We start from the raw sequence: 25,843 nt of genomic DNA, 5'->3' as shown, positions 1-25,843 counted from the left end.
GGTGCTCTCCTTTCTGTGGGTGAGTCAAAGGTCGAGGGCCCACTCCAGGCCCCAGTACCCAGGTTCGAGTGCCCGGCGCGGCAGGTCGCTGGCATACAGCGCGCGCTGGTAGTCAAGGCGGATGCGGTTGCCGGGCAGGCTCAGCTCAAGGCCGATGGCGCTGCCGGCCAGGCGTTGCGAGGGGCTGCCCTGGTCGAAGCGGGCCCAGCCGAGGTCCACGCCGAGGAACGGGCGCAGTTGCACCGTCGGCGATGAAGCAAGGGTGATGGGGTAGCTGAGGGTGTTGCGCCAGACGGCGCCGCTGGCACCCGTGACGGTGAGTTGGCGTACGCCGCGCACGGCGCTGTCGTCGTTGAGTGCCAGCTGTTCGACGGCGGGCAGAAAATCCGGGCTGTACTGCAGGTTCAGCTCGCTCTGCCAGCGCCAGGGGGGCGCAGGTGGCGCCTGGGCCAGGTAGAGCAGGCTGGCGCGGTACTTGCGAAAGTCCGGCTGCGGGGCGCGGCGGGCGCGTATGGTGTGGTCGGCACCGAGGGCGTCGATGCCTTGGCTGATGCCCAGCGAGGCGCTCCACAGGCCGTGTTCGAGCCACAGCAGGTTGAGCCCTGCGTCCAGGGTGGTGAGCGTGGTGCTCTGCACTTTCAGTTGCTGGCCCTTGAGCTGGTTTTCCAGCTGCTTGCGGTCCAGCCGCACCCCGGCACTGAGCATGCCGTGCTGGTTGCGCCACAGCAGGCGTTCGGCGGCCAGGCCCTGGAAGCGGCTGCCGCCCTCGGCCTGCAGGCCGTTGGGCAGCGGGGCGCTGTAGCTCAGTTGGCTGGCGTTGAGGGTGAAGCTCCACGGGCCGTAGGGGATGTTGTAGTACAGGCTCAGGCCACGGCTCTGGCCCGGGGCGCCGAGTACGGTCGCAAGCTGCGACAGGCGCAGGTCGTCGTTCAGGCCCAGCGGGCTGTCGATGCCCAGCCCGAGGTTGAGGCGATTGCGCCCGGTCAGTTCGCTGCCACGGTTGTCGAAGCGGCCTTCCAGATGCCAGCGGCTGCGCACCTGGCGCGGGGTGAGGGCGACCTGCGTGGCCCCCGGCGCCTGGCCGGGCAGCAGTTCGGCGGTGACCTCGTAGGCGCGCAGGCGGTTGAGCTGGTCCAGGCCCTGCTCCAGGTCGGGCAGGTGCAACGGCTGGCCGAGCAGGGCAGGGAAGGCGCCTTGCAGCGACAACGGCAGCGGCTCGGTCAGTTCGATGGCTTCGACGTGGCCCTCGACGATCAGGATGTCCAGCGGCTCGCCGGGCCGGGGCGCGCTGCGCAGGTAGGGGCGAGCCAGCGGGTAGCCGGCCTGCACGTAGCGTTGGGTGATGGCACGCAGCAGCTGGTTGATGGCGGGTACGTTCAGGCAGGGCTGCAGCAATGGACGCAGGGTGCGTTCCAGCTCGCTGGCCGAGAGCTTGCGGTTGCCGGCCAGGCGCAGGCCGCTTATCGGGAAGCAGGGGCCGTCGGTCTGGTCTGGCGAGCTGTCAGCGGGTGACTGGTTGGCTTGCCCCTGGCGTTGCCAGCGGTGCAGGCGCTGTTGGCGTTCGAACTGCTCGGTGGCCTGGCGCTGCTCGCGCAGTTGCTGGCTGGCCGGGTCGGAGGCGTAAGCCGTAGACGCGCCGGCCAGGTGCAGCAGCAGGCAGGCGAGGGGCAGTTTGAGGGCACGGCTGAGCGTTTTGGGCATCGGGCAATCCCGCAATTCGTGTACGGCTGAGGTACTCGGTTGCGTGGATTCTATGGATGCGTCTAGCCGGTTGGATGCGGTCCCGTGCCTTGATTGGCGTCGGAAAAATTACTTAGTTTTGTAGGCGATTTCTTTGCTGAAAGGTTATGTAACAAGCGCGTTTCGCAAAGATTGAACACGGTCTTTGTAGGAGCGGCCTTGTGCCGCGAAAGGGCTGCGCAGCAGCCCCGGCGATAACGCATGATGCCCAGAATCCGGGGGCGCTACGCACCCCTTCGCGGCGCAAGGCCGCTCCTACAGGGGAGCGGTACTTATGCCCGTCAGGGCCTGATCTCGATCAGCGTGCCGTCCTTGACCAGGCTCCACACCTCGCGCATGTCGTCGTTGCGCATGGCGATGCAGCCTTCGGTCCAGTCCAGGGTGTGGAAGTACCACTCGGGGTATTCCTCGTTGATCGGGGTTCCGTGGATCATGATCATGCTGCCGGCACTGACCCCCTCGCGGCGGGCCTTGGCGGCGTCGGTGATGTTCGGGTAGGAGATGTGCATGGCCAGGTTGTAGCGGTCGCTGACCTTGCGCCAGTCCAGCCAGTACAGGCCTTCGGGGGTTCGCTTGTCGCCCTCGCGCTCCTTGGCGCCCTTGGGCTGCTTGCCCAGGGAGATGCGGTAGGTCTTCAGTGGCTCGCCACGGCTGATCAGTTGCAGGCGGCGTTCGGACTTGAGCACCAGCACCTTGTCGATCAGCCGCTCCTGAACCGCCGGGGCGGCAGGGGTGGTGGGCGCCGGCGCCGCCGAAAGCGGCTTGCGGATGATGGTTTCGGTGTAGGCCGCCTGCGACAGCGAGGCGATTCCGAGGCAGAAAAGGGCAAGCAACCAGCGCATGAAACCGTATCCCTGAAGACTCAAGTGGTGGGCGACGAAACGTTCATCGGCGGCAGGTATTCATGGCCTATGGGGTAGTGCTGCCTGATGCGGTCGCGATAGTAGCATTCTAGTGTGCGCGTGACCGTGCGGAAAGCCAGCTCGCCCCAGGGGATCTCATGTTCCTCGAACAGGCGCACCTCCAGGCTCTCTTCGCCCACGGCAAAGTCCAGGTCGGCAAGTTCTGCACGAAAGAACACGTGCACCTGGTTGATGTGCGGCAGGTCGAACAGCTGGTACAGGCGGGTTTCACCCACCCGGGCGCAGGCTTCCTCGACGGTTTCGCGACGGGCGGCAGCATCGAGGGTCTCGCCGTTCTCCATGAACCCGGCCGGGAGCGTCCAGAAGCCTCGGCGCGGCTCGATGGCCCGCCGGCACAGCAGCACCTGGCTGCCCCAGGTGGGCAGCACCCCGGCGACGATGTTGGGGTTCTGGTAATGGATGGTCTGGCAATGGTCGCACACGTACCGCGGGCGGCTGTCGCCCTCGGGGATGCGCTGGGTGACCGGCTGGCCGCACGCGCTGCAGAATTTCATGCTTTCATTCCTGTAGGTTCGAGCTATCTTGGCGCGCCCGGCCCGCCCGCTGCAAGCGGCGCCCGGCGGGCGGGGCTTGGGTGCCCCGCGGCTTTTGGTGCATCATGCACGGCAGGCCTTGGACACGAGAGTGCGTAATGCTGGACGAGCTTCTTCGCCGAATGAGCAACCACACCCCCGCCTCGCTGGAGGTGGATCGACGCTTCCCGGAAGCGGCGGTGCTGCTGCCCATCACCCGCAGCGAAGAGCCGGAGCTGGTGTTGACCTTGCGCGCCAAGGGGTTGTCCACCCACGGCGGCGAGGTAGCCTTTCCCGGCGGGCGGCGCGACCCGGAAGACCCGGACCTGGTATTCACCGCGCTGCGTGAAGCCGAAGAAGAAATCGGCCTGCCACCGGGGCTGGTCGAGGTAATCGGCCCGCTCAGCCCGCTGATTTCGTTGCATGGCCTGAAAGTGACGCCGTTCGTCGGGCTGATCCCCGACTACGTCGAGTACCGCGCCAACGATGCCGAAATTGCTGCAGTGTTCAGCGTGCCGCTGGAGTTCTTCCGCCAGGACCCGCGTGACCACACCCACCGTATCGACTACCAGGGGCGCAGTTGGTACGTGCCCAGCTACCGTTATGGCGACTACAAGATCTGGGGCCTGTCGGCGATCATGATCGTCGAGCTGGTCAACCTGCTGTACGACGCCGGCATCAGCCTGCACCAGCCGCCGGAACGTTTCATCCAGAACTGAGCGGGGCCAACCCCGCCGCCTGCGCCAAACCCTGAGGAGCCACACATGAAATACCGCCTGGGCGACATGAAGGTCGAAGCCCACCCCACCAGCTGGACCGCCCCCACCGCCACCCTGATCGGCAAGGTGCGCCTGCAGGCCCGTGCCAGCGTGTGGTTCGGTGCGGTGCTGCGCGGCGACAACGAGCTGATCGACATCGGCGAGGGCAGCAACGTCCAGGATGGTACGGTGATGCACACCGACATGGGCTCGCCGCTGACCTTGGGCAAGGGCGTGACCATCGGCCACAACGCCATGCTGCATGGCTGCACGGTGGACGATTACAGCCTGGTGGGCATCAACGCGGTAATACTTAACGGCGCGCGCATCGGCAAGCACTGCATCATCGGCGCCAATGCGCTGATCCCCGAAGGCAAGGTCATCCCCGACGGTTCGCTGGTGATGGGCTCGCCAGGCAAGGTGGTGCGCGAGCTCACCGAGCAGCAAATGCGCATGCTCGAGGCCAGTGCCGCGCATTACGTGCACAACGCCGAGCGTTATGCCCGCGACCTGGTGGCTGACGATGACTGACGCCACACCCCGCGAGCGGCCGGTGGCCTCGCCCTGCGTCAGCGTGTGTGCGCTGGACGAGCAGGATATCTGCACCGGCTGCCAGCGCACGGTGGACGAGATCACCCGCTGGGGGCGCATGGACAACGCCGAGCGGCGGGTGGTGCTCAAGCTTTGCCATGAGCGGGCGGTGGCGGCGGGGTTGGTGATCGGCCTCTGAATGGTCGATTGCAACGCGGGCCTCTTCGCGGGTAAACCCGCTCCCACAGGAATTGCATAAGCTTCAGGCCAGTGCCGTACCTGTAGGAGCCGGCTTGCCGGCGATAGGGCCTGCACAGGCTAAAGCTGGCACCGGCTGCGCCAGTGATCGCCGGCAAGCCGGCTCTTACAGGGACCGCACCAGCTTTTAGAAATTGAGCAAGGCAGTTGCTCCCACATGCCCATCACAAGCCTGTGGGAGCGGGTTTACCCGCGAAGGCTCTGGCGCTGACTCCGAATTCAAGTATTCTGTGCCGCTTGCCCAGCGAATTCTCAGATCATGTTCTACCTCATCGCCTACATCAGCAGCGTGGTGCTCATCAACTACGCCTTCTCCAGTGCCCCGCACCTGGACGTGATCTGGTCCGCCTGGGGCGGGTTGGTGTTCATCCTGCGTGACATGGTGCAGACCCGCTACGGCCATGGCGCGTTGGTGGCGATGCTGGTGGCGCTGGTGCTCTCTTACGTCACCTCGGAGCCGGCCATCGCCCTGGCCAGTGCCACGGCGTTCTTCATTTCCGAGCTGATCGACTGGCTGGTGTTCAGCATCACCCGCCGGCCCCTGCGTGATCGCCTGTGGCTGAGCTCGGCGCTGAGCATCCCGGTGGACACCTTCATCTTCTTCGGCATGATCGGCGCGCTTACGCCGGTGGTGGTCGGCACCGCCATGGCGTCGAAGTTCGCCGGCGTCACCGCGGTATGGCTGATCATGGCCTGGCGCGCCCAGGCCAAGCCTCGCCCCCTGTAGGAGCCGGCTTGCCGGCGATCACCGCCGCAGGCGGGGCCAACGCACGCCGGCCAGGGCCGGGTCGCCGGCAAACCGGCTGCTACAGCTGATGCGATCCGCCCTGGCCAGGGTGTAGAATACCGGTCCTTTTTCAGCGGGCAGCGCCACCCGTAGCGCCGCCCCGGACGCCTTCGAGGACCTGAAATGACCCGTATCGGAACCCCATTGTCGCCGACCGCGACCCGTGTACTGCTGTGCGGCTGCGGCGAGCTGGGCAAGGAAGTGGTGATCGAGCTGCAGCGCCTGGGCGTCGAGGTAATCGCCGTGGACCGCTATGCCAATGCCCCGGCCATGCAGGTTGCGCACCGCAGCCATGTGATCAACATGCTCGACGGCGTGGCCCTGCGTGCGGTGATCGAAGCCGAAAAGCCGCACTACATCGTCCCCGAGATCGAAGCCATTGCCACCGCCACCCTGGTTGAGCTGGAAAGCGAAGGCTTCACCGTGGTGCCGACCGCCCGCGCCACCCAGCTGACCATGAACCGCGAAGGTATCCGTCGCCTGGCCGCTGAAGAGCTGGACCTGCCGACCTCGCCGTACCACTTCGCCGACACCTTCGAAGACTACAGCAATGCAGTCGCCGACCTGGGCTACCCGTGCGTGGTCAAGCCGGTGATGAGCTCGTCGGGCAAGGGCCAGAGCCTGCTGCGCAGCGCCGACGATTTGCAAAAAGCCTGGGACTACGCCCAGGAAGGCGGCCGCGCCGGCAAGGGCCGGGTGATCATCGAGGGCTTCATCGATTTCGAATACGAAATCACCCTGCTGACTGTGCGCCACGTGGGCGGCACCACCTTCCTGGCGCCGGTCGGCCACCGCCAGGAGAAGGGCGACTATCAGGAGTCCTGGCAGCCCCAGGCCATGAGCCCGAAAGCCCTGGCCGAGTCGCAGCGGGTGGCCCAGGCGGTCACCGATGCCTTGGGTGGCCGTGGCCTGTTCGGCGTGGAACTGTTCGTAAAAGGCGACCAGGTGTGGTTCAGCGAAGTCTCGCCGCGCCCGCACGATACCGGGCTTGTGACCCTGATCTCGCAAGACCTGTCGCAGTTCGCCCTGCACGCCCGCGCCATCCTCGGCCTGCCGATCCCGACCGTGCGCCAGTTCGGCCCGTCGGCTTCGGCGGTGATCCTGCCGGAAGGCCAGTCGCAGCAGACCAGCTTTGCCAACCTGAACGCCGCCCTGAGCGAGCCGGACACCGCCATCCGCCTGTTCGGCAAGCCGGAAATCAACGGCACCCGGCGCATGGGCGTGTGTCTGGCACGCGATGAGTCGATCGAGGCTGCCCGGGCCAAGGCCACCCGCGCTGCGCAGGCGGTCAAGGTCGAGTTCTGATGCAATCCGGGGCCGCTTTGCGGCCCTTCGCGGGTAAACCCGCGAAGGGCTGCAAAGCAGCCCCAACTGATCAAAGCGCGGTATCGCGCGTCTCTTTCAGGCACAAGACAGCAATCAGGCTGATCACCGCTGCCGCCGACACATACCCCCCCACCCAGCTCAACCCACCCATGCTCACCAGCTGCTGGGCGAAGAACGGTGCCGCCGAGGCGCCGACGATGCCGCCCAGGTTGTAGGCCGCCGAGGCGCCGGTGTAGCGCACGTGGGTCGGGAACAGTTCTGGCAGCAAGGCGCCCATCGGGGCGAAGGTCACCCCCATCAGGAACAGCTCGATGCTCAGGAACAGCGTCACCCCGGCGGTGGAGCCAGAGGTCAGCAGCGGTTCCATGGCAAAGCCCGAAGCCACCGCCAGCAGGCCGCCGACGATCAGCACCGGCTTGCGCCCGTAGCGGTCGCTGAGCCAGGCCGACAGCGGTGTGGCCAGGGCCATGAACACCACCGCGAAGCACAGCATGCCAAGGAAGCTCTGGCGGGTGTAACCCAGGGTATTTACGCCATAGCTGAGGGAGAACACCGTCGAAATGTAGAACAGCGCGTAGCACACCACCATGGCGGCGGCGCCCAATAGGGTCGGCAGCCAGTACTGGCTGAACAGCTCGACCACCGGCATTTTCACCCGCTCTTGGCGTGCCACGGCCTTGGCGAACACCGGGCTTTCTTCGAGCTTCAGGCGCACATACAGGCCGACCAGCACCAGGGCTGCGCTGAGCAGGAACGGAATGCGCCAGCCCCACTCGCGGAACTGCTCGTCGCTGAGCACCAGCGCCAGGGTCAGGAACAGGCCGTTGGCGGCCAGGAAGCCGATCGATGGGCCCAGTTGCGGGAACATGCCGAACCAGGCGCGCTTGCCTTCGGGGGCATTCTCGGTGGCCAGCAGCGCCGCGCCACCCCATTCGCCGCCCAGCCCCAGGCCCTGGCCGAAGCGCAGCACGCAGAGGATGATCGGCGCCCAGATGCCGATGCTGTCGTAGCCCGGCAGTACGCCGATCAGCGTGGTCGACACGCCCATCAGCAGCAGCGAGGCGACCAGGGTCGACTTGCGCCCGATACGGTCGCCGAAGTGGCCGAACAGCGCCGAGCCTAGTGGCCGGGCAAGGAAGGCGATGCCGAAGGTGATGAACGCCGCGAGCATTTGCACGGTGCCGGAGCCGGACGGGAAGAAGATCGGCCCGATCACCAGGGCGGCGGCGGTGGCGTAGACGTAGAAATCGTAGAACTCGATGGCGGTGCCGATGAAGCTGGCAGTGGCCACCCGGGCAGGCGAGTTGACCGGGGCCGCCGGGGCAGAGCCGGCGCAGGTGCTGCTGGTTGTCATTGTGTAGGTCCCTGACAGTCGATGCTCCACAGGGCACGGCCAGGCGACAGGCGCAGGGCGGCCGGAGCGTATTGTTATGGTTCGCGCGACTGACGATGGCCCTGGGGTAGAGGCGGGGGCGGGCACTGTTCGGGGTGGTGAAGCAGGACCGCGGGGCGTGTCAGTGGTGCGGACTGGCCATCGGGCGCGGAGTGCGGGTAGCAGGCGCGATGGCAGGGCTGGATAAGCGTGACTCGAGTATAGCTATCGGGTCACGGTCCAGACCAGTACCTTGCTGGCGCAATTGTCCTCGGTTTCGAGGATTTCCAGGCGGTAACGGCCGATCTTCAGGCACACCGCGCTTTCCGGGATGCTTTCCAGTGCCTCGGTGACCAGGCCGTTGAGGGTTTTCGGCCCGCCGTCGCAGGGCAGGTGCCAGCCCAGCGAGCGGTTGATCTCGCGCAGCGAGGCGGTGCCTTCGATGACGAAACGCCCGTCGGGCTGGGGGTGGACGTGGGGGTTGTCGAGGCTGTGCTCGTCCTCGAACTCGCCGACGATTTCCTCGAGGATGTCCTCCAGGGTGACGATGCCCAGCACTTCGCCGTACTCGTCCACCACCACGCCCATGCGCCGCTGCTGCTTGTGGAAGTTCAGCAGCTGCAGCTGCAGGGGTGTGCTCTCGGGGACGAAGTAGGGCTCGTAGCAGGCGGCCTGCAACTGCCCGAGGGTGAGTTCTGCGCGTGGCAGCAGGTGGCTGATCAGCTTGGTGTTGAGCACCGCTTCAACCTGGTTGATGTCGTTGTGGTACACCGGCAGGCGGGTATGCCGGCTGACGATCAACTGCTCGATGATCTGCTCGATGGGGTCGTCGAGGTTGATGCCGTCGACTTCGTTGCGCGGGATCAGGATGTCGTTGACGGTGACCTTGTCCAGCGCCTGCAGGCCTTCGAGCAGGCCGTGGCGGGCGGGCTCCTGAGGCTCGTCGTCGAACTCGTCACTCTCTTGCTGCGGGTGCAGTGCCACGGCGTTGGGTTGCACGCGGAACGGGCGCAGGATCAGCCGGGCGATGCCGTCCAGCACGCAGGCCAGCGGCTGTAGCAGGGTGAGCGGGAGTTTGAGCAGGCTGGCGCCGAGGCTGACAAATGCCTGCGGGTTGCGCCTGGCCAGGCGTCGGGGCAGGTATTCGGCGATTACCAGCAGGGTGATTGCACCTGCCAGGCCGGCCATCCAGAAGCCGTGTTCACCGTTGTAGCGCTGGCCGAGCAGGCAGGCCAGGCCCAGTACCAGCAGCTTGCCGAAACTGGCGCACAGCACCAGGGCCTGGGCCGGTAGCGCAGGTTCGCCATGGCCGTTGAGCTGCTGGCGGGCGATGTCCACGGCGGTGAACAAGGCCGACCACAGCAGGGCCAGTGCGAGGGTGCCGAGCAGCGGGGCGTACGGCAGGGTGTCCATATTCGGCCGTCAGATATGCAGGATGAATTCGCGGACCAGCTTGCTGCCGAAATAGGCCAGCATCAGCAGGCAGAAACCGGCCAGGGTCCAGCGGATTGCCTTGTGGCCGCGCCAGCCCAGGCGGGTGCGGCCCCACAGCAGCACGCTGAACACCACCCAGGCCACGCAGGCCAGCAGGGTCTTGTGCACCAGGTGCTGGGCGAACAGGTTGTCGAGGAACAGCCAGCCGGAAATCAACGAAAGCGAGAGCAGGACCCAGCCGGCCCAGAGGAAGCCGAACAGCAGGCTTTCCATGGTTTGCAGGGGCGGGAAGTTGCGGATCATGCCGGACGGGTGCTTGTTCTTCAGCTGGCGGTCCTGCAGCAGCAGCAGCAGGGCCTGGAACACGGCAATGGTGAACAGGCCGTAGGCCAGGATCGACAGCAGAATATGGGCGAGGATGCCGGGTTCTTCGTTGATCAGCGGCACCGTGCCCGGCGGGGCGAACTGGGCCAGCAGGGCGGTGACCGCGCCCAGCGGGAACAACAACACCAGCAGGTTCTCTACCGGGATGCTCAGGCAGGCGAGCAGGGTCAGGGCGATGACGGCCACGGCAATCAGGCTGGCGGCACTGAAGAAGTCCAGGCTCAGGCCCAGCGGGGTGATCAGCTGGAAGAACAGCGCGCCGCCCTGGGCGAGCACGGCCAATACGCCGAGCAGGCCGAGCAGGCGCTTGTCTGCCTTGACGCCACGGGCAAGGCCGGTGGCCTGGAAGACGGTCGCGGCCACATAAAGGAAGGCGGCGATCAGGTTGGGGAGGAGGCTGGGTGAAGAGAGCATAAGTCCTGGCAGGCAAGCCCTAAAGGGACGGAGTTTGGCATAGAACCCGGTGGGCAAGGAAGACTGCGTATCAATCGCGGGTTACAGCGCAGGCCTGAAGGTCACGCGCCCCCTGTGGGAGCGGGTTTACCCGCGAAGAGGCCGGCCAGGCCACCGAATGTCCAGAGACCCGGCGCCAAGGTGTGCGCCGCTGGCAGTCTCCGCTATAATCGCCGCCTTGCTGTGCCCGGCGTGTGTGCATTGTTCCCCGGGCACCTGAAAAACCTCGGCTTCACTGGGCCTGAAAGGATCACCATGTTCGAAAACCTGACCGACCGCCTGTCACAGACGCTGCGCCATGTCACCGGCAAGGCCAAGCTGACCGAAGACAACATCAAGGACACGCTGCGCGAAGTGCGCATGGCCCTGCTCGAGGCCGACGTCGCCCTGCCGGTGGTCAAGGATTTCGTCAACAGCGTCAAGGAACGTGCGGTCGGCACTGAAGTGTCGCGCAGCCTGACCCCGGGCCAGGCCTTCGTGAAGATTGTCCAGGCCGAACTCGAAAGCCTGATGGGCGCAGCCAACGAAGAGCTGACGCTGAACAGCGCGCCACCGGCCGTGGTGCTGATGGCCGGCCTGCAAGGTGCCGGTAAGACCACCACCGCCGGCAAGCTGGCCCGCCACCTGAAAGAGCGCAAGAAAAAGAGCGTGATGGTGGTGTCGGCCGACGTCTACCGCCCGGCGGCGATCAAGCAGCTGGAAACCCTGGCCAACGACATCGGCGTGACCTTCTTCCCGTCCGACATCAGCCAGAAGCCGGTGGCCATCGCCGAGGCGGCCATCCGCGAAGCCAAGCTCAAGTTCATCGACGTGGTGATCGTCGATACCGCCGGTCGCCTGCACGTCGACGCCGACATGATGGACGAGATCAAGGCCCTGCACGCCGCGGTCAAGCCGATCGAGACGCTGTTCGTGGTCGACGCCATGACCGGCCAGGACGCCGCCAACACCGCCAAGGCCTTCGGCGACGCCCTGCCGCTGACCGGCGTGGTGCTGACCAAGGTCGACGGTGACGCCCGTGGCGGTGCTGCGCTGTCGGTGCGCGCCATCACCGGCAAGCCGATCAAGTTCATCGGTATGGGCGAGAAGACCGAGGCCCTGGAGCCGTTCCACCCTGACCGTATCGCCTCGCGCATCCTCGGCATGGGCGACGTGCTCAGCCTGATCGAGCAGGCCGAACAGAACATCGACAAGGCCAAGGCCGACAAGCTTGCGAAAAAGCTGAAGAAGGGCAAGGGCTTCGACCTTGAAGACTTCCGCGACCAACTGCAGCAGATGAAGAACATGGGCGGCCTTGGCGGCCTGATGGACAAGCTGCCGAGCATCGGTGGCATGAACCTGTCGCAGATGGGCAACGCCCAGGGCGCCGCCGAGAAGCAGTTCAAGCAGATGGAGGCGATCATCAACTCCATGACCCCTGCCGAGCGCCGCGACCCTGACCTGATCAGCGGTTCGCGCAAGCGCCGCATCGCCCTGGGTTCCGGCACCCAGGTGCAGGATATCGGCCGCTTGATCAAGCAGCACAAGCAGATGCAGAAAATGATGAAGAAATTCTCCGCCAAGGGCGGCATGGCCAAGATGATGCGCGGCCTTGGCGGCATGCTGCCCGGTGGCGGCATGCCGAAGATGTAATCAATTCGGCTGGCTTCCTTTATATAAGGAGGCCGGCCAGACCCCCGCTTTGGCGGGAACATGGCTGCCGTCAGGCGGCTTCAACCGGCAGGACTGAACGGTGGGCCAGGCGCTCGCCGAAAAAGGCATTTGCAAATGTCCGTGTATTCCCCGAGAATATGCGGCCTTTTGGGCACCCGTGTGCCCATTGGGCATTCAGTTTTGCAGCACCGACTATAGGAACGATGTTCACATGGTAACCATCCGTCTTGCCCGTGGCGGCTCGAAAAAGCGCCCTTTCTACCACCTGACCGTGACCAACTCGCGTAACGCCCGTGACGGCCGTTTCGTTGAGCGCGTAGGCTTCTTCAACCCGATCGCATCGGGCGCCGAAGTCAAGCTGTCGGTCAACCAGGAACGCGTCACCTACTGGCTGAGCCAGGGCGCGCAGCCGTCTGAGCGTGTTGCTCAGCTGCTGAAGGAAGCTGCCAAGGCCGCAGCCTGAGCAGTATGAACGCGACGCCAGAAAAGGCTGACGACCTGATCGTCGTTGGCAAGATTTTTTCGGTTCACGGCGTTCGCGGCGAGGTGAAGGTGTTTTCCTTTACCGATCCGATTGAAAACCTGTTGGATTACCCGCGCTGGACGCTACGGCATGAAGGCAAGGTAAAACAGGTCGAGCTGGTCAACGGTCGTGGCTCTGCAAAGGGTCTGGTCGTTAAATTGAAAGGCCTCGATGATCGTGAAGAAGCCCGTCTTCTGAGCGGCTTCGAAATCTGCATTCCGCGCAGCCTTTTGCCCAACCTGGCAGCTGACGAGTACTACTGGTACCAGTTGGTGGGCCTGAAGGTCATCAATCAGGACGAACAACTGTTCGGCACGATCGATCACCTGTTGGAGACCGGCGCGAACGATGTAATGGTGGTCAAACCCTGCGCAGGCAGCCTGGATGATCGCGAGCGTTTGTTGCCCTATACGGCGCAATGCGTGCTCGATATCGACCTGGAAGCAGGCGTGATGCGGGTTGAGTGGGACGCGGACTTCTAAACGATGGGTAACCTTCGCGTAGACGTCATCACGTTGTTCCCCGAGATGTTCTCGGCCATCACGGAGTACGGCATTACCAGCCGCGCGGTGAAACAGGGGTTGCTGCAAGTGACCTGCTGGAACCCGCGGGACTACACCACAGATCGCCACCACACCGTGGATGATCGGCCGTTTGGCGGTGGTCCGGGCATGGTGATGAAGATCAAGCCTCTGGAAGACGCCCTGGTTAGCGCCAGGCAGGCGACCGGAGCATCGGCAAAGGTGATCTACCTTTCGCCACAAGGCCGCAAGCTGACTCAGCAGGCGGTCAAAGGCCTGGCCGAACAGGAATCGTTGATCCTGATCGCCGGTCGTTATGAAGGCATCGACGAGCGCTTTATCGAGGCTCATGTCGATGAGGAGTGGTCGATTGGTGACTATGTGCTTTCCGGTGGCGAGCTGCCGGCCATGGTACTGATCGATGCGGTTACACGGCTGCTGCCCGGAGCTTTAGGGCATGTGGACTCGGCGGAGGAAGACTCTTTCACCGACGGTCTGCTGGATTGCCCGCACTACACCCGACCTGAGGTGTATGCGGATCAGCGTGTTCCCGACGTGTTGCTAAGTGGCAACCATGCACATATCCGGCGATGGCGGATGAAGCAGTCCCTTGGTAGGACCTTCGAACGACGCGCCGATCTTCTGGAAAGTCGCTCGCTTTCTGGAGAAGAGAAGAAGCTGCTCGAGGAATATCTCCGCGAGCGGGACGATAGTTAAACGTATCGATGGTGGATCGCGTATCCATCTTAGGAGCACAGCATGACCAACAAGATCATCCAGCAGCTCGAAGCTGAACAGATGAGCAAAGAGATCCCTACCTTCGCACCAGGCGACACCGTTGTCGTCCAGGTTAAAGTGAAGGAAGGCGACCGCTCGCGTCTGCAGGCTTTCGAAGGCGTCGTTATCGCCAAGCGTAACCGCGGTCTGAACAGCGCCTTCACCGTGCGCAAGATCTCCAGCGGCGTCGGCGTAGAGCGTACCTTCCAGACCTACAGCCCGCAGATCGACAGCCTGGCCGTGAAACGTCGTGGTGACGTGCGTAAAGCCAAGCTGTACTACCTGCGCGACCTGTCCGGCAAAGCCGCTCGCATCAAGGAAAAACTGTCCTGATGACAGTTTGCCGGGTGGCTTAGGCCACCTTGCGAGAAAAAAGCAGCCTTCGGGCTGCTTTTTTGCTTTCTGCGCCCTGTACTGGTGGGTTGGCATCTTCCACAGCTACCCAGCCACCTTTGAAACCAACGCTGCCCCTGTGGGAGCGGGTTTACCCGCGAAGCAGGCGACACTGTCTTCAAGCCCTTACGATGTGAGTTGCCCATGACCCCTCGAGACCAGGAAATCCAGCGCCGCACGGAGCTTTCGGAAACCCGCGTGACCAAGGCGGTGTTCCCCAATACCACCAACCACCACAACACCCTGTTCGGCGGCACCGCCCTGGCCTGGATGGACGAAGTCTCGTTCATCGCCGCCACGCGCTTCTGCCGCCTGCCGCTGGTGACCGTGTCCACCGACCGCATCGACTTCAAGCACCCGATCCCGGCCGGGACCATCGTCGAACTGGTCGGCACCGTGGTGAAAGTCGGCAACACCAGCCTGCAGGTGCAGGTGGATGTGTTCGTCGAGAACATGTACCTCGATGGCCGCGAGCGGGCCATCCACGGGGTGTTCAGTTTCGTCGCCATCGACGAGGACAAGCGCCCGGTGCCGGTTTTGCCGCAGGCTTGATGGGTGCACGGCCAGGCACGACAGTTGTAGGAGCGGCCTTGTGTCGCGATGGGCTGCGTAGCAGCCCCGGCAATTGTGCATGATGCCGAGATCCTGGGGCTGCTACGCAGCCCATCGCGACACAAGGCCGCTCCTACACAGCTCAAGCGTCACCGGCCGCGACAAGCCCTTGGTGGCTGTGAAACACTAGGCCCACCTCCAATATCCAGCAGTTGCGCATGCCCGCCCTCGACCACCCCCTGATCGACCAGTTCCTCGACGCCCTCTGGCTGGAAAAAGGCCTGTCCGACAACACCCGCGCCTCCTACCGCAGTGACCTGGCCCTGTTCAACGGCTGGCTGCAGGAAAAAGGCGTGGCGTTGCCCGATGCCGGCCGCGAGCTGATCCTCGACCACCTGGCCTGGCGCTTTGACCAGGCCTACAAGCCGCGCTCCACGGCGCGCTTTCTGTCCGGTGTGCGCGGTTTTTACCGCTACCTGCTGCGCGAGCGCATGATCGGTGTCGACCCGACGCTGCAGGTAGACATGCCGCAACTGGGCCGCCCGCTGCCCAAGTCGCTGTCCGAGGCCGACGTCGAGGCCCTGTTGCAGGCCCCGGACCGCAGCGAAGCCATCGGCCAGCGCGACCGCGCCATGCTCGAGGTGCTGTATGCCTGTGGCCTGCGGGTTACTGAACTGGTCAGCCTGACCCTCGACCAGGTCAACCTGCGCCAGGGCGTGCTGCGGGTGATGGGCAAGGGCAGCAAGGAGCGCCTGGTGCCCATGGGCGAGGAGGCGGTGGTGTGGATCGAGCGCTATGTGCGCGACGGCCGCGCCGAGCTGCTCAATGGCCGCCCCAGCGACGTGCTGTTCCCCAGCCAGCGTGGCGAGCAGATGACCCGCCAGACCTTCTGGCACCGCATCAAGCACCATGCTCGGGTAGCCGGCATCGACAAGCCGCTGTCGCCGCACACGCTGCGCCACGCCTTCGCCACCCACCTGCTCAACCACGGCGCCGACCTGCGCGTGGTGCAGATGCTGCTGGGGCATAGCGACCTGTCTACCACGCAGATATACACCCACGTGGCCAAGGCCCGCCTGCAGCAGCTGCATGCCCAGCACCACCCGCGTGGATGAATGATATTCATGTTCCGCCGACTGGTGCATGAGGGGCCATTCTGCGGGCCTCTGTTGTGGTAGGCTTGGGCGGTTTGTTGCAAGGGCCGCCCGAACGCCGCGTTTCACCCCGCAGGCATGCCGCGCCGGCCCCGTCCGCCCTCAGGAGTTCCCCATGCGCGTGACCCAGATTTTCGCCGCCGCCGCCCTGGCGCTGGCCAGTACCTTTGCCGCCGCCGCGGCCACCGACGGCAATGCCAACGCCGAACAGGCGATCCGCAAATCGTTGCAGAACCTGTCGCTGGAAGTGCCGGTCGAAAGCGTTGCCAGCAGCCCGCTCGACGGCCTGTACGAAGTCAAGTTGCAAGGCGGCCGGGTGCTATATGCCAGTGCCGACGGCCAGTTCGTGATGCAGGGCTACCTGTTCCAGATCCAGGACGGCAAGCCGGTCAACCTCACCGAAAAAACCGAGCGCCAGGGCATCGCCAAGCTGATCAACGGCATCCCGGCTGCGGAGATGGTCGTGTACCCGGCCAAGGGCGAGACCAAGTCGCACATCACCGTATTCACCGACACCACCTGCCCCTACTGCCACAAGCTGCACGCCGAAGTGCCCGAGCTGAACAAGCGCGGCATCGAAGTGCGCTATGTCGCGTTCCCGCGCCAGGGCCTGGGTTCGCCGGGTGACGAGCAGTTGCAGGCGGTGTGGTGCTCCAGCGACCGCCGCGCGGCGATGGACAAGATGGTCGAGGGTAAAGAAATCAAGGCCGCCAAGTGCACCAACCCGGTGGGCAAGCAGTTTGCCCTGGGCCAGTCGATCGGCGTCAACGGCACGCCGGCCATCGTGCTGGAAAGCGGTCAGGTGATTCCGGGCTACCAGCCGGCACCGCAAGTGGCCAAACTGGCCCTGGCTGGCCAGCAGCAAGCAGCCAAGTAACCAATTCAGTACGCCGTCGTCATGGGGTGACGGCATGTTTCACGGTCGGCGCAGGTGCCGGCCGTTCAATGGGGAGTTCACAGTGAAACCGGTCAAAGTAGGCATCTGTGGGTTGGGGACCGTCGGTGGCGGTACCTTCAATGTACTTCAGCGCAACGCCGAGGAGATTGCCCGCCGTGCCGGGCGCGGTATTGAAGTGGCACAGATTGCCATGCGCTCGCAGAACCCGAACTGCCAGATTACCGGTACCCCCATTACCGCTGACGTGTTCGAAGTAGCGACCAATCCCGAAATCGACATCGTCATCGAGCTGATCGGCGGCTACACCATCGCCCGCGACCTGGTGCTCAAGGCCATCGAAAACGGCAAGCACGTGGTCACCGCCAACAAGGCGCTGATTGCCGTGCACGGCAACGAGATCTTCGCCAAGGCCCGCGAGAAGGGCGTCATCGTCGCCTTCGAAGCGGCCGTGGCTGGCGGCATCCCGGTGATCAAGGCGATCCGCGAAGGCCTGTCGGCCAACCGCATCAACTGGCTGGCCGGCATCATCAACGGCACCGGCAACTTCATCCTCAGCGAAATGCGCGAGAAGGGCCGCACCTTCCCCGACGTACTGGCCGAAGCCCAGGCGCTGGGTTATGCCGAAGCCGACCCGACCTTCGACGTCGAAGGCATCGATGCCGCGCACAAGCTGACCATCCTGGCGTCCATCGCCTTTGGCATCCCGCTGCAGTTCGACAAGGCCTACACCGAAGGCATCACCCGCCTGACCACCGCTGACGTGAACTACGCCGAAGCCCTGGGCTACCGCATCAAGCACCTGGGCGTGGCCCGTCGCACCGCCGAAGGCATCGAGCTGCGCGTGCACCCGACACTGATCCCGGCCGACCGCCTGATCGCCAACGTCAACGGCGTGATGAACGCGGTGATGGTCAACGGCGACGCTGCTGGCTCGACCCTGTACTACGGCGCCGGCGCCGGCATGGAGCCGACCGCTTCGTCCGTGGTGGCCGACCTGGTGGACGTGGTCCGCGCCATGACCAGCGACCCTGAGAACCGCGTGCCGCACCTGGCGTTCCAGCCCGACTCGCTGTCGGCCCACCCGATCCTGCCGATCGAAGCCTGCGAAAGCGCCTATTACCTGCGCATCCAGGCCAAGGATCACCCGGGCGTGCTTGCCCAGGTGGCCAGCATCCTCTCGGAGCGCGGCATCAACATCGAGTCGATCATGCAGAAGGAAGCCGAGGAGCAGGACGGCCTGGTGCCGATGATCCTGCTGACCCACGGTGTGGTCGAGCAGCGCATCAACGACGCCATCGTCGCCCTGGAGGCCCTGCAGGACGTGGTTGGCCCGGTTGTACGCATCCGCGTCGAACAGCTCAATTAATTCCGGCGGCGGGCCGCGACGGCGGCCCGCGCCCAGCATCGAAGGTTTGCACCCATGCGCTATATCAGTACCCGCGGCCAGGCTCCGGCCCTGAACTTCGAAGACGTGCTGCTGGCCGGCCTTGCCACCGACGGCGGCCTGTACGTTCCCGAGAACCTGCCACGCTTCACCCAGGAAGAAATCGCCTCCTGGGCCGGCCTGCCGTACCACGAGCTGGCCTTCCGGGTGATGCGCCCGTTCGTCACCGGCAGCATCGCTGACGCCGACTTCAAGAAGATCCTCGAAGAAACCTACGGCAACTTCGCCCACGCCGCGGTGGCGCCGCTGCGCCAGCTCAACGGCAACGAGTGGGTGATGGAGCTGTTCCACGGCCCGACTTTGGCGTTCAAGGATTTCGCCCTGCAACTGCTCGGCCGCCTGCTCGACCACGTGCTGGTCAAGCGCAACGAGCGCGTGGTAATCGTCGGTGCCACCAGCGGTGATACCGGCTCGGCCGCCATCGAAGGTTGCCGCCGTTGCGACAACGTCGACATCTTCATCCTGCACCCACACCAGCGTGTGTCGGAAGTGCAGCGCCGGCAGATGACCACCATCCTTGGCGACAACATCCACAACATCGCCATCGAAGGCAACTTCGACGACTGCCAGGAAATGGTCAAGGCCAGCTTCGCCGACCAGTCGTTCCTCAAGGGCACCCGCCTGGTGGCAGTGAACTCGATCAACTGGGCGCGGATCATGGCCCAGATCGTCTACTACTTCCACGCAGCCCTGCAGTTGGGCGGCCCGGCCCGTTCGGTGGCGTTCTCGGTGCCGACCGGCAACTTCGGCGACATCTTCGCCGGCTACCTGGCGCGCAACATGGGCCTGCCGATCAGCCAGCTGGTGGTGGCCACCAACCGCAACGACATCCTGCACCGCTTCATGAGCGGCAACCAGTACGTCAAGGATGCCCTGCACCCGACCCTGTCGCCGTCCATGGACATCATGGTTTCGTCCAACTTCGAGCGCCTGCTGTTCGACCTGCACGGGCGCAATGGCGCAGCAGTTGCCGAGCTGATGGCTACCTTCAAGCAAGGTGGCGGCTTCAGCGTCGAGCAGGACCGCTGGACCGAAGCCCGCAAGCTGTTCGACTCGCTGGCTGTCACCGACGAGCAAACCTGCGAGACCATCGCCGAAGTGTTCGCCAGCACCGGTGAAGTGCTTGACCCGCACACCGCCATCGGCGTCAAGGCTGCGCGAGAGTGCCGCCGCAGCCTGGACACGCCCATGGTGGTGCTGGGTACTGCGCACCCGGTCAAGTTCCCCGAGGCGGTGGAGAAGGCCGGCGTTGGCAAGGCGCTGGAATTGCCAGCCCACCTGAGCGACCTGTTCAGCCGCGAAGAGCGCTGCACGGTACTGGCCAACGACCTGAAGGCCGTGCAGGCCTTCGTCAGCCAGCACGGTAACCGCGGCAAGCCGCTGTAAGGCATGTACAGGGCACGCTCCGACTTTGGGGGCGCGTGCCCTTTGCTGGCTGTACCGGCCCTATCGCCGGCAAGCCGGCTCCTACAGGTGCAGCGCGGGCCTGAGGCTAATGCAACCCCTGTGGGAGCGGCTTTAGCCGCGAACACCGGCGAAGCCGGTGCCATCATGTGCAGTCGAGCGCACCAGGGTCAGATTGCACGATGGCTCGCGTGCCCAAGGGCATGTCGATTGATCATTCGAGAAAATACCCGGCGCTTTCTCGGACTTTTCCTATTCAGCCGGCGCATGGCCATCCCTAAAGTGCAGGTTTCACTTCTGCCCGGAGAAGCCCATGCGCAGCCTCCACGTCCTCATCCACCAGGCCCGCCCCTTCCACCAGATCCCCCTGCACCAGGCCTTCAACGCCCAAGGTGTGTTCAACGTGCGGCTAAGCGACGACCTGCTCAACACCACCGCCTGCCTGGGCCGTGAGCGTACCGTTGATGTGCTGGTACTCGACCACGGCATGCCCGAACCCTGCGCCCTTTCATTGCTCCAGCATTTGCAGGCCCAGCCTGCGCCACGCGCGTTGCTGTTCGTCGGCCAGGTCGACGACAAACGCCACGACATGGCCCTGGAGGCCCGCAGGCGAGGTTTTCGGGTGGTGGGCGAGTTGCCCTGGCCGGTATCGACCGTAGCCCTGGAAAAGGCCCTGGCCCGTCTGTAAGCCGAACAGGGCGCTGCCTGCAAACTGTCACACTGCCCGCGCATGCTCGGTAGGGCGGGCCGGTAGGGCGAACTTTCCCACGGGCTCGATGGTCAGTTCCCATATGTCCACCAGCCAGCGAGTGTTCCGGATGGAAAGAATCTGCAGACTGCTCAACGATGCCCTGACCCCTTACCACGCCACCCTCGGCCACATCGACAGCGATGGCAGCCGCCAACTGACACTCCACGACGAACACGGCACGCTCACCCTGCAGCGCAAGGTCGCTGCACGCCAGTTGCTGGAGCAGCAGTTGCTGGTCGACCTGGTCGACGGCCTGCACCGTGACCTGCAAATCGCCGAAGGGCGCCTGCAACCCTGCGTGATCGCCGCCTTGCAGCACCAACGCCAACCCCAGGGAACCTTTGCCTGACAGGCGCATCTGAATCAGCAAGGGCAGTCTGACGGTGCTTTGCTCCGGTAGTGTCAGGTTGCCCCGGGAAGCCTCACAGGCTTTCGCTTGACCCCGGCCGTCCTCCCCAGCGTCCGGGGTTTCTTTTTGCCTGTTTCAGGGCTGGGTGCTGAGGCTGGGGGCAGCCTCGAACAGGCGCCTGGCCTGCTCCAGGTAGTCGGCCTGCTGGTTCGGGTCGAGCCAGCGGGCGTACAGGGCGGGGAGGGTGTCGCGGCCCAGCTCCGGCAGCAGCCGGTCGATATGGGCGATGGCCTTGCGCCCCAGCGGCGTGTCGGAGCAACCCACGCGCAGGAACTGATAGTGGTCTACCCCCTTGATCGGGTAGAACGCATAGCCGTCGAGCGAGCCGCCTTGCTGCTGGATCAGGTAGCGAATTTCCGGCCAGTAACCCAGCACCAGTTGCAGGCGCCCCAGTTGCTGCATTTGCAGAAGGCTCGCAGTAGCTTCGTTGCCATAGTGGCGGCTCAGGGCGCTGTCGGGCAGTTGGCGCAGGATCTCGTCCACCTGTGTGCTGTAGCTGCGCTCGGCGACGATGCCCAGCTTCAGCTGGGTGCCGGCCAGCAGTTGGGCAAGGTCGACCTGGTGTTGCTCAAGGTAGGGCGCCAGCAGCGCCTGGTCTTGCCGGCGCACCACCAGGCCACTGCTCATGGCTGCCAGCAGGGGTTTGGAGAAGTACACGTACTTGGCCCGTTCTGCGGTCCACAGCAGGCTGGGGTCACAGGTGAAGCTGCTCTCCTGAAGCATCTGGATGCCGCGGGCGCGGTTGACCCGCACGATGCTGTGGTCGTACTCGGGCATCTGCGCCATCAGCAGCGGCAGCATCTGGTCGACCACGCCCTGGCCCTTGGCCGGGCCTTCGAAAATGGTGAACGGCGGCAGGTCGCGTATCAGCCACAACAAGCGCTCGCGCGCTTCGCCGGCTTGAGCTGCAAAGGCGCCTAGCAGCAGGGCGGCGAGGGCGATCAGGCGAAGGCTGCGCATGGGGCCGGGCGCGGTCAGACCGCGCCGCTCTCACGTAGGCGGGCGATGGCGGCGGCGTCGTAGCCCAGCCCGTCCAGTACGCTGGCGGTGTGCTGGCCCAGTTCAGGGCCCACCCAGTCGGCCGAGCCCGGCGTGTCGGACAGCTTGGGGACGATGCCGGGCATCTTGAACGGCTTGCCGTCCGGCAGTTTGGCCTGCAGGAACATCTCGCGGGCCAGGTACTGCGGGTCGCTGAACATGTCTTCGGCCGAATAGATGCGGCTGGCCGGCACTTCGGCGGCGTTCAGTACCTGCATCACCTCGGCCAGCGGCAGGCTGTTGGCCCAACGGTCGATTACCCCGTACAGCTCGTCGCGTCGGGCGTCGCGGCCATCGTTGCTGGCAAGGCTGGCGTCGTCGGCCAGGTCGTGGCGGCCGATGGCCTGCATCAAACGCTTGAAAATGGCATCGCCGTTGGCACCGATCTGCACATGGCGGCCATCGGCGGTGGTGTGGATGCACGACGGGGTGATGCCCGGCATGATGTTGCCGGTGCGTTCGCGGATAAAGCCGAACACGTCGAACTCCGGCACCATGCTTTCCATCATGGCGAAGATCGCCTCGTACAGCGCAACATCCACCACTTGGCCCTGGCCGCCGTTCACTTCACGGTGACGCAGGGCCATCAGCGCGCCGATCACCCCCCACAGGGCGGCGATGGAGTCGCCGATGGAAATGCCGGTGCGCACCGGCGGGCGGTCCTCGAAGCCGGTGATGTAGCGCAGCCCGCCCATGGACTCGCCCACCGCACCGAAGCCTGGCTGGTCTTTCATCGGCCCGGTCTGGCCGAAGCCTGACAGGCGCACCATTACCAAACGCGGGTTGAGCGCGTGCAGCACATCCCAGCCCAGGCCGAGTTTTTCCAGCACGCCGGGGCGGAAGTTCTCGATCAGGATGTCAGCCTCGGCCAGCAGGCGCTTGAGCACCTCGCGGCCTTCGGGGTGCTTGAGGTTGAGGGTCAGCGACTGTTTGTTGCGCGCCTGCACGAACCACCACAGCGACGTGCCCTCGTACAGCTTGCGCCACTTGCGCAGCGGGTCGCCGCCGTCGGGCGACTCGACCTTGATCACCTCGGCGCCGAACTCGGCGCAGATGCGCGAGGCAAAGGGGCCGGCGATCAGGGTGCCAAGCTCGATGACTTTCAGGCCGGCGAGGGGTTTGCTGGGCGTGGGCATGGGGCATCCGTGGCGAAGGGCGTTGAGCGGTGGTTGTATCACAGCTGGGCGGTGGCAGGTATACGGTGGCCCCTGTCATCTGCTGACCGTACGGGCTTGCATAACCTTGTAGGAGCCGGCTTGCCGGCGATAGGGCCGGTACAGGCAGCGCAAGACAGCCGGCAACCAGTAATCCGGCAGACCGGCCGGCCCGCGAGAGCGCAGGATCAGTTAGACTGTGCGACTTTCTTTTCAACGAAGCCCGCGCCCATGGCCCAGCCGTCCACCACCTACAAGTTCGAACTCAACCTCACCGACCTCGACCGCGGCGTCTACGAGAGCGTGCGCCAGACCATCGCCCGTCATCCGTCGGAAACCGAGGAGCGCATGGCTGTGCGCCTGCTGGCCTATGCCCTCTGGTACAACGAGAACCTGTCGTTCGGCCGTGGCCTGTCGGACGTCGACGAAGCTGCCCTGTGGGAAAAGAGCCTGGACGACCGCATCCTGCACTGGATCGAAGTCGGCCAGCCGGATGCCGACCGCCTGACCTGGTGCTCGCGCCGTACCGAGCGCACCAGCCTGCTGGCCTACGGCAGCCTGCGGGTGTGGGAGGGCAAGGTGGTCGGCGCGGTCAAGGGCCTGAAGAACCTGAGCATCGCCGCAGTACCGCAGGAAGTGCTGGAGGTGCTGGCCACCGACATGCCGCGCACCATCAAGTGGGACGTGATGATCAGCGAAGGCACGATCTTCGTCACCGACGACCGCGGCCAGCACGAAGTGCAGCTGCAGTGGCTGCTCGGCGAGCGCTGAGTCGACTTTTACCTGATTACCGAAGACCCCATGCGCATCGAACCCCGCCCCCTGCCGTCGACCCTGCCCCTGCTGGGCAACCTGCCCCCCTTGCTGACCCGCCTGTACGCCGCCCGTGGCGTGCAGAGCGAGGCCGAGCTGGACAAGAGCCTGGCACGGCTGCTGCCCTACCAGCAGCTCAAGGGCATCGACGCGGCGGTGGACCTGCTGGTGCAGGCCCTGGACCAGCGTCAGCGCATCCTCATCGTTGGTGACTTCGATGCCGACGGCGCCACTGCCAGCACCGTCGGCGTGCTCGGCCTGCGCCTGCTGGGTGCGGCCCATGTCGATTATCTGGTACCCAACCGCTTCGAGTACGGCTACGGCCTGACCCCGGAAATCGTCGAGGTGGCGCTGCAGCGCCAGCCGCAGTTGCTGGTCACCGTGGATAACGGCATCTCCAGCGTCGAGGGTGTGGCGGCGGCCAAGGCTGCCGGGCTCCAGGTACTGGTGACCGACCACCACCTGCCTGGCCAGCAGTTGCCGGATGCCGACGCCATCGTCAACCCGAACCAGCCGGGCTGCACGTTCCCCAGCAAGTCGTTGGCCGGGGTGGGGGTGATCTTCTACGTGCTGATGGCCCTGCGTGCCCGTTTGCGCAGCCTGGGCCGCTACGAGCAACAGGCGCAGCCGAACATCGGCGAACTGCTCGACCTGGTGGCGCTGGGCAGCGTGGCCGACGTGGTGCCGCTAGATGCCAACAACCGCATCCTGGTCCACCAGGGCCTGGAGCGCATTCGTGCGGGCCGTGCGCGGCCAGGGCTCAAGGCTATTCTGGAGGTCGCCCGTCGCGATCATCGGCGCATCACCTCCACCGACCTGGGTTTCATCCTCGGCCCGCGGCTTAACGCCGCCGGCCGCCTGGACGACATGAGCCTGGGTATCGAATGCCTGCTGTGCGACGACGCGGCGCTTGCGCAGGACATGGCCCAACAACTGGACGGCCTGAACCAGGACCGCAAGTCGATCGAGCAGGGCATGCAGCGCGAGGCGCTGGCCCAGCTCAAGGACCTGCCGGTCGAGTCCATGCCCTATGGCCTGTGCCTGTTCGATGCGGACTGGCACCAGGGGGTGATCGGTATCCTGGCTTCGCGCCTGAAGGAGCGCTACCACCGCCCGACCATCGCCTTTGCCGATGCCGGCGACGGCATGCTCAAGGGCTCGGCAAGGTCGGTGGCGGGGTTCCATATTCGCGATGCGCTGGATGCGGTGGCGGCGCGCCACCCGGCGTTGATCAGCAAGTTCGGCGGGCATGCCATGGCGGCTGGGCTGTCGCTGCCTGAGGCGAATTTCCCGGCGTTTGCCGAGGCGTTTGACCTTGAGGTGCGGCGGCAACTGCGTGAGGAGGACCTGACCGGTCGGCTGCTGTCTGACGGGGTGCTGGCGGTGGAGGAGTTTCACCTGGACCTGGCGCGGGCTTTGCGCAATGCCGGGCCTTGGGGGCAGCACTTTCCCGAGCCGTTGTTCCATGGGGTGTTTCAGCTGGTCGAGCAGCGGGTGGTGGGGGAGCGGCATTTGAAAGTGGTGCTCAAGAGCGAGTGCGGGTCGGTGCGGCTGGATGGGATTGCCTTTGGCGTGGACCGGGAGGTTTGGCCGAACCCTACTGTGCGGTGGGTGGAGTTGGCTTACAAGCTGGATGTGAATGAGTTTCGGGGGAATGAGAGTGTGCAGTTGATGATTGCGCATATCGAGGCGCGGTGATTTTCTGTTTGGTCTGTTTGGTCTGTTTGGTCTGTTGATAGTTGTATTGGTTGGTTTTGATAGTTGTATGCGCATTCATTATTTGTAGTGACGCTTATTCACCTTTCCGCCCTTACGGCGGCTCACTTTTTGAAGGATCAAAAAGTAAGCAAAAAATCCTCGCTCCATTCATCCGGCCCCTGC

Annotated in this window: 27 protein-coding genes; 19 read left to right on the top strand and 8 right to left on the bottom strand. The window is 64.8% G+C overall.

The window, feature by feature from the left end:
• Nucleotides 1-24 precede the first annotated feature (24 nt).
• The 3 genes from ACI2KK_RS12135 to ACI2KK_RS12125 form a co-directional block, all read right to left on the bottom strand.
• On the bottom strand, nt 25-1,701 hold the full coding sequence (locus tag ACI2KK_RS12135; RefSeq protein ID WP_404669076.1) for a ShlB/FhaC/HecB family hemolysin secretion/activation protein: 1,677 nt from the start codon (nt 1,699-1,701) through the stop codon (nt 25-27).
• A gap of 320 nt (nt 1,702-2,021) precedes the next feature.
• Complete coding sequence (locus tag ACI2KK_RS12130; protein ID WP_217840051.1) at nt 2,022-2,582, bottom strand: murein L,D-transpeptidase family protein; 561 nt, start codon at nt 2,580-2,582, stop codon at nt 2,022-2,024.
• 20 nt (nt 2,583-2,602) lie between these two features.
• Nucleotides 2,603-3,157, bottom strand: coding sequence for an NUDIX hydrolase (locus ACI2KK_RS12125; protein ID WP_404669075.1), 555 nt, complete (start codon nt 3,155-3,157; stop codon nt 2,603-2,605).
• Nucleotides 3,158-3,294: 137 nt separating this feature from the next.
• On the opposite strand from ACI2KK_RS12125, the gene ACI2KK_RS12120 reads away from it, so the two are divergent.
• The 5 genes from ACI2KK_RS12120 to purT all read left to right on the top strand — a co-directional run bounded on the left by ACI2KK_RS12120 (nt 3,295) and on the right by purT (nt 6,814).
• Nucleotides 3,295-3,894 (top strand): CoA pyrophosphatase, encoded by a 600-nt coding sequence (locus tag ACI2KK_RS12120; RefSeq protein ID WP_217886268.1) that lies wholly within the window; start codon nt 3,295-3,297, stop codon nt 3,892-3,894.
• A gap of 45 nt (nt 3,895-3,939) precedes the next feature.
• The gene (locus ACI2KK_RS12115) at nt 3,940-4,464 is read left to right on the top strand and encodes a gamma carbonic anhydrase family protein (RefSeq protein WP_217840049.1); all 525 of its coding nucleotides are present in this window, start codon (nt 3,940-3,942) and stop codon (nt 4,462-4,464) included.
• Complete coding sequence (locus tag ACI2KK_RS12110; protein WP_404669074.1) at nt 4,457-4,663, top strand: DUF1289 domain-containing protein; 207 nt, start codon at nt 4,457-4,459, stop codon at nt 4,661-4,663. The genes ACI2KK_RS12115 and ACI2KK_RS12110 overlap by 8 nt, the downstream gene beginning before the upstream one ends.
• A 318-nt stretch (nt 4,664-4,981) precedes the next feature.
• A complete protein-coding gene (locus tag ACI2KK_RS12105; protein WP_369987863.1) occupies nt 4,982-5,449 on the top strand; it encodes a preQ0 transporter in 468 nt (155 codons plus the stop codon).
• A 183-nt stretch (nt 5,450-5,632) separates the two neighbouring features.
• Nucleotides 5,633-6,814, top strand: a complete 1,182-nt coding sequence (purT, locus tag ACI2KK_RS12100) for a formate-dependent phosphoribosylglycinamide formyltransferase (RefSeq protein WP_404669073.1) — start codon at nt 5,633-5,635, stop codon at nt 6,812-6,814.
• A gap of 70 nt (nt 6,815-6,884) precedes the next feature.
• On the opposite strand, the gene ACI2KK_RS12095 is transcribed toward purT, so the two are convergent.
• The 3 genes from ACI2KK_RS12095 to ACI2KK_RS12085 form a co-directional block, all read right to left on the bottom strand.
• Nucleotides 6,885-8,189 carry an MFS transporter gene (locus ACI2KK_RS12095; protein WP_404669072.1) on the bottom strand — a complete coding sequence of 435 codons (1,305 nt, stop codon included), beginning with the start codon at nt 8,187-8,189 and terminating at the stop codon, nt 6,885-6,887.
• A gap of 243 nt (nt 8,190-8,432) precedes the next feature.
• A complete protein-coding gene (locus tag ACI2KK_RS12090; RefSeq protein ID WP_404669071.1) occupies nt 8,433-9,620 on the bottom strand; it encodes a transporter associated domain-containing protein in 1,188 nt (395 codons plus the stop codon).
• Nucleotides 9,621-9,629: 9 nt separating this feature from the next.
• The gene (locus ACI2KK_RS12085; protein WP_217886262.1) at nt 9,630-10,439 is read right to left on the bottom strand and encodes an inner membrane protein YpjD; all 810 of its coding nucleotides are present in this window, start codon (nt 10,437-10,439) and stop codon (nt 9,630-9,632) included.
• A gap of 294 nt (nt 10,440-10,733) precedes the next feature.
• On the opposite strand from ACI2KK_RS12085, the gene ffh reads away from it, so the two are divergent.
• From ffh to ACI2KK_RS12025, 12 genes are all read left to right on the top strand, one after another.
• On the top strand, nt 10,734-12,110 hold the full coding sequence (gene ffh, locus ACI2KK_RS12080; protein WP_217886261.1) for a signal recognition particle protein: 1,377 nt from the start codon (nt 10,734-10,736) through the stop codon (nt 12,108-12,110).
• Nucleotides 12,111-12,342: 232 nt separating this feature from the next.
• On the top strand, nt 12,343-12,594 hold the full coding sequence (rpsP, locus tag ACI2KK_RS12075; protein WP_011535318.1) for a 30S ribosomal protein S16: 252 nt from the start codon (nt 12,343-12,345) through the stop codon (nt 12,592-12,594).
• A 5-nt stretch (nt 12,595-12,599) separates the two neighbouring features.
• Nucleotides 12,600-13,136 carry a ribosome maturation factor RimM gene (gene rimM, locus ACI2KK_RS12070; protein ID WP_217840041.1) on the top strand — a complete coding sequence of 179 codons (537 nt, stop codon included), beginning with the start codon at nt 12,600-12,602 and terminating at the stop codon, nt 13,134-13,136.
• A 3-nt stretch (nt 13,137-13,139) separates the two neighbouring features.
• Complete coding sequence (gene trmD, locus ACI2KK_RS12065) at nt 13,140-13,892, top strand: tRNA (guanosine(37)-N1)-methyltransferase TrmD (RefSeq protein ID WP_008094486.1); 753 nt, start codon at nt 13,140-13,142, stop codon at nt 13,890-13,892.
• Between the two features lie 42 nt (nt 13,893-13,934).
• The gene (gene rplS, locus ACI2KK_RS12060; RefSeq protein WP_011535315.1) at nt 13,935-14,285 is read left to right on the top strand and encodes a 50S ribosomal protein L19; all 351 of its coding nucleotides are present in this window, start codon (nt 13,935-13,937) and stop codon (nt 14,283-14,285) included.
• Nucleotides 14,286-14,489: 204 nt separating this feature from the next.
• Entirely contained in the window at nt 14,490-14,897 is a 408-nt protein-coding gene (locus ACI2KK_RS12055; RefSeq protein WP_404669070.1) for an acyl-CoA thioesterase, read from the top strand.
• Nucleotides 14,898-15,115: 218 nt separating this feature from the next.
• Nucleotides 15,116-16,012: a site-specific tyrosine recombinase XerD gene (gene xerD / locus ACI2KK_RS12050; RefSeq protein ID WP_217840039.1), complete on the top strand. Its 897-nt coding sequence runs from the start codon at nt 15,116-15,118 to the stop codon at nt 16,010-16,012.
• Nucleotides 16,013-16,166: 154 nt separating this feature from the next.
• Nucleotides 16,167-16,928 carry a DsbC family protein gene (locus ACI2KK_RS12045; RefSeq protein WP_217886259.1) on the top strand — a complete coding sequence of 254 codons (762 nt, stop codon included), beginning with the start codon at nt 16,167-16,169 and terminating at the stop codon, nt 16,926-16,928.
• Nucleotides 16,929-17,010: 82 nt separating this feature from the next.
• Nucleotides 17,011-18,315, top strand: a complete 1,305-nt coding sequence (locus ACI2KK_RS12040) for a homoserine dehydrogenase (protein ID WP_217840037.1) — start codon at nt 17,011-17,013, stop codon at nt 18,313-18,315.
• Nucleotides 18,316-18,369: 54 nt separating this feature from the next.
• On the top strand, nt 18,370-19,779 hold the full coding sequence (gene thrC, locus ACI2KK_RS12035) for a threonine synthase (protein WP_217840036.1): 1,410 nt from the start codon (nt 18,370-18,372) through the stop codon (nt 19,777-19,779).
• Between the two features lie 331 nt (nt 19,780-20,110).
• Nucleotides 20,111-20,485 carry a histidine kinase gene (locus ACI2KK_RS12030; protein ID WP_404669069.1) on the top strand — a complete coding sequence of 125 codons (375 nt, stop codon included), beginning with the start codon at nt 20,111-20,113 and terminating at the stop codon, nt 20,483-20,485.
• 130 nt (nt 20,486-20,615) lie between these two features.
• A complete protein-coding gene (locus ACI2KK_RS12025) occupies nt 20,616-20,897 on the top strand; it encodes a DUF3509 domain-containing protein (protein ID WP_217886257.1) in 282 nt (93 codons plus the stop codon).
• A gap of 135 nt (nt 20,898-21,032) precedes the next feature.
• Here the strand turns inward: ACI2KK_RS12025 and ACI2KK_RS12020 are convergent, their stop codons facing one another.
• Together ACI2KK_RS12020 and ACI2KK_RS12015 are read right to left on the bottom strand one after the other, a co-directional pair.
• A complete protein-coding gene (locus tag ACI2KK_RS12020; protein WP_404669068.1) occupies nt 21,033-21,917 on the bottom strand; it encodes a TIGR02285 family protein in 885 nt (294 codons plus the stop codon).
• A 14-nt stretch (nt 21,918-21,931) separates the two neighbouring features.
• Nucleotides 21,932-23,131: a CaiB/BaiF CoA transferase family protein gene (locus tag ACI2KK_RS12015; RefSeq protein ID WP_404669067.1), complete on the bottom strand. Its 1,200-nt coding sequence runs from the start codon at nt 23,129-23,131 to the stop codon at nt 21,932-21,934.
• Between the two features lie 249 nt (nt 23,132-23,380).
• On the opposite strand from ACI2KK_RS12015, the gene ACI2KK_RS12010 reads away from it, so the two are divergent.
• Together ACI2KK_RS12010 and recJ are read left to right on the top strand one after the other, a co-directional pair.
• Nucleotides 23,381-23,920 (top strand): YaeQ family protein, encoded by a 540-nt coding sequence (locus ACI2KK_RS12010; protein WP_217840032.1) that lies wholly within the window; start codon nt 23,381-23,383, stop codon nt 23,918-23,920.
• A 30-nt stretch (nt 23,921-23,950) separates the two neighbouring features.
• Nucleotides 23,951-25,660 (top strand): single-stranded-DNA-specific exonuclease RecJ, encoded by a 1,710-nt coding sequence (gene recJ, locus ACI2KK_RS12005; protein ID WP_404669066.1) that lies wholly within the window; start codon nt 23,951-23,953, stop codon nt 25,658-25,660.
• Nucleotides 25,661-25,843: the final 183 nt, after the last annotated feature.

This window comes from Pseudomonas sp. NPDC089406, from assembly GCF_044900265.1.
GTDB classification, from domain to species: Bacteria; Pseudomonadota; Gammaproteobacteria; order Pseudomonadales; family Pseudomonadaceae; genus Aquipseudomonas; species Aquipseudomonas fakonensis.
Note: the sequence above shows the minus strand (reverse complement) of the source record. Positions and strands in the feature narration are given on the sequence as shown.

What these genes read in the sequence shown, in the direction of transcription:
- ACI2KK_RS12025 (WP_217886257.1), top strand. Translation starts at nt 20,616, where the DNA reads ATGGAAAGAATCTGCAGACTGCTCAACGATGCCCTGACCCCTTACCAC.
- purT (WP_404669073.1), top strand. Translation starts at nt 5,633, where the DNA reads ATGACCCGTATCGGAACCCCATTGTCGCCGACCGCGACCCGTGTACTG.
- rpsP (WP_011535318.1), top strand. Translation starts at nt 12,343, where the DNA reads ATGGTAACCATCCGTCTTGCCCGTGGCGGCTCGAAAAAGCGCCCTTTC.
- ACI2KK_RS12110 (WP_404669074.1), top strand. Translation starts at nt 4,457, where the DNA reads ATGACTGACGCCACACCCCGCGAGCGGCCGGTGGCCTCGCCCTGCGTC.
- ACI2KK_RS12085 (WP_217886262.1), bottom strand. Translation starts at nt 10,439, where the DNA reads ATGCTCTCTTCACCCAGCCTCCTCCCCAACCTGATCGCCGCCTTCCTT.
- ACI2KK_RS12090 (WP_404669071.1), bottom strand. Translation starts at nt 9,620, where the DNA reads ATGGACACCCTGCCGTACGCCCCGCTGCTCGGCACCCTCGCACTGGCC.
- ACI2KK_RS12135 (WP_404669076.1), bottom strand. Translation starts at nt 1,701, where the DNA reads ATGCCCAAAACGCTCAGCCGTGCCCTCAAACTGCCCCTCGCCTGCCTG.
- ACI2KK_RS12095 (WP_404669072.1), bottom strand. Translation starts at nt 8,189, where the DNA reads ATGACAACCAGCAGCACCTGCGCCGGCTCTGCCCCGGCGGCCCCGGTC.
- rimM (WP_217840041.1), top strand. Translation starts at nt 12,600, where the DNA reads ATGAACGCGACGCCAGAAAAGGCTGACGACCTGATCGTCGTTGGCAAG.
- ffh (WP_217886261.1), top strand. Translation starts at nt 10,734, where the DNA reads ATGTTCGAAAACCTGACCGACCGCCTGTCACAGACGCTGCGCCATGTC.
- ACI2KK_RS12030 (WP_404669069.1), top strand. Translation starts at nt 20,111, where the DNA reads ATGCGCAGCCTCCACGTCCTCATCCACCAGGCCCGCCCCTTCCACCAG.
- ACI2KK_RS12105 (WP_369987863.1), top strand. Translation starts at nt 4,982, where the DNA reads ATGTTCTACCTCATCGCCTACATCAGCAGCGTGGTGCTCATCAACTAC.
- trmD (WP_008094486.1), top strand. Translation starts at nt 13,140, where the DNA reads ATGGGTAACCTTCGCGTAGACGTCATCACGTTGTTCCCCGAGATGTTC.
- thrC (WP_217840036.1), top strand. Translation starts at nt 18,370, where the DNA reads ATGCGCTATATCAGTACCCGCGGCCAGGCTCCGGCCCTGAACTTCGAA.
- rplS (WP_011535315.1), top strand. Translation starts at nt 13,935, where the DNA reads ATGACCAACAAGATCATCCAGCAGCTCGAAGCTGAACAGATGAGCAAA.
- ACI2KK_RS12120 (WP_217886268.1), top strand. Translation starts at nt 3,295, where the DNA reads ATGCTGGACGAGCTTCTTCGCCGAATGAGCAACCACACCCCCGCCTCG.
- ACI2KK_RS12130 (WP_217840051.1), bottom strand. Translation starts at nt 2,582, where the DNA reads ATGCGCTGGTTGCTTGCCCTTTTCTGCCTCGGAATCGCCTCGCTGTCG.
- ACI2KK_RS12020 (WP_404669068.1), bottom strand. Translation starts at nt 21,917, where the DNA reads ATGCGCAGCCTTCGCCTGATCGCCCTCGCCGCCCTGCTGCTAGGCGCC.
- recJ (WP_404669066.1), top strand. Translation starts at nt 23,951, where the DNA reads ATGCGCATCGAACCCCGCCCCCTGCCGTCGACCCTGCCCCTGCTGGGC.
- ACI2KK_RS12010 (WP_217840032.1), top strand. Translation starts at nt 23,381, where the DNA reads ATGGCCCAGCCGTCCACCACCTACAAGTTCGAACTCAACCTCACCGAC.
- xerD (WP_217840039.1), top strand. Translation starts at nt 15,116, where the DNA reads ATGCCCGCCCTCGACCACCCCCTGATCGACCAGTTCCTCGACGCCCTC.
- ACI2KK_RS12125 (WP_404669075.1), bottom strand. Translation starts at nt 3,157, where the DNA reads ATGAAATTCTGCAGCGCGTGCGGCCAGCCGGTCACCCAGCGCATCCCC.
- ACI2KK_RS12055 (WP_404669070.1), top strand. Translation starts at nt 14,490, where the DNA reads ATGACCCCTCGAGACCAGGAAATCCAGCGCCGCACGGAGCTTTCGGAA.
- ACI2KK_RS12015 (WP_404669067.1), bottom strand. Translation starts at nt 23,131, where the DNA reads ATGCCCACGCCCAGCAAACCCCTCGCCGGCCTGAAAGTCATCGAGCTT.
- ACI2KK_RS12045 (WP_217886259.1), top strand. Translation starts at nt 16,167, where the DNA reads ATGCGCGTGACCCAGATTTTCGCCGCCGCCGCCCTGGCGCTGGCCAGT.
- ACI2KK_RS12115 (WP_217840049.1), top strand. Translation starts at nt 3,940, where the DNA reads ATGAAATACCGCCTGGGCGACATGAAGGTCGAAGCCCACCCCACCAGC.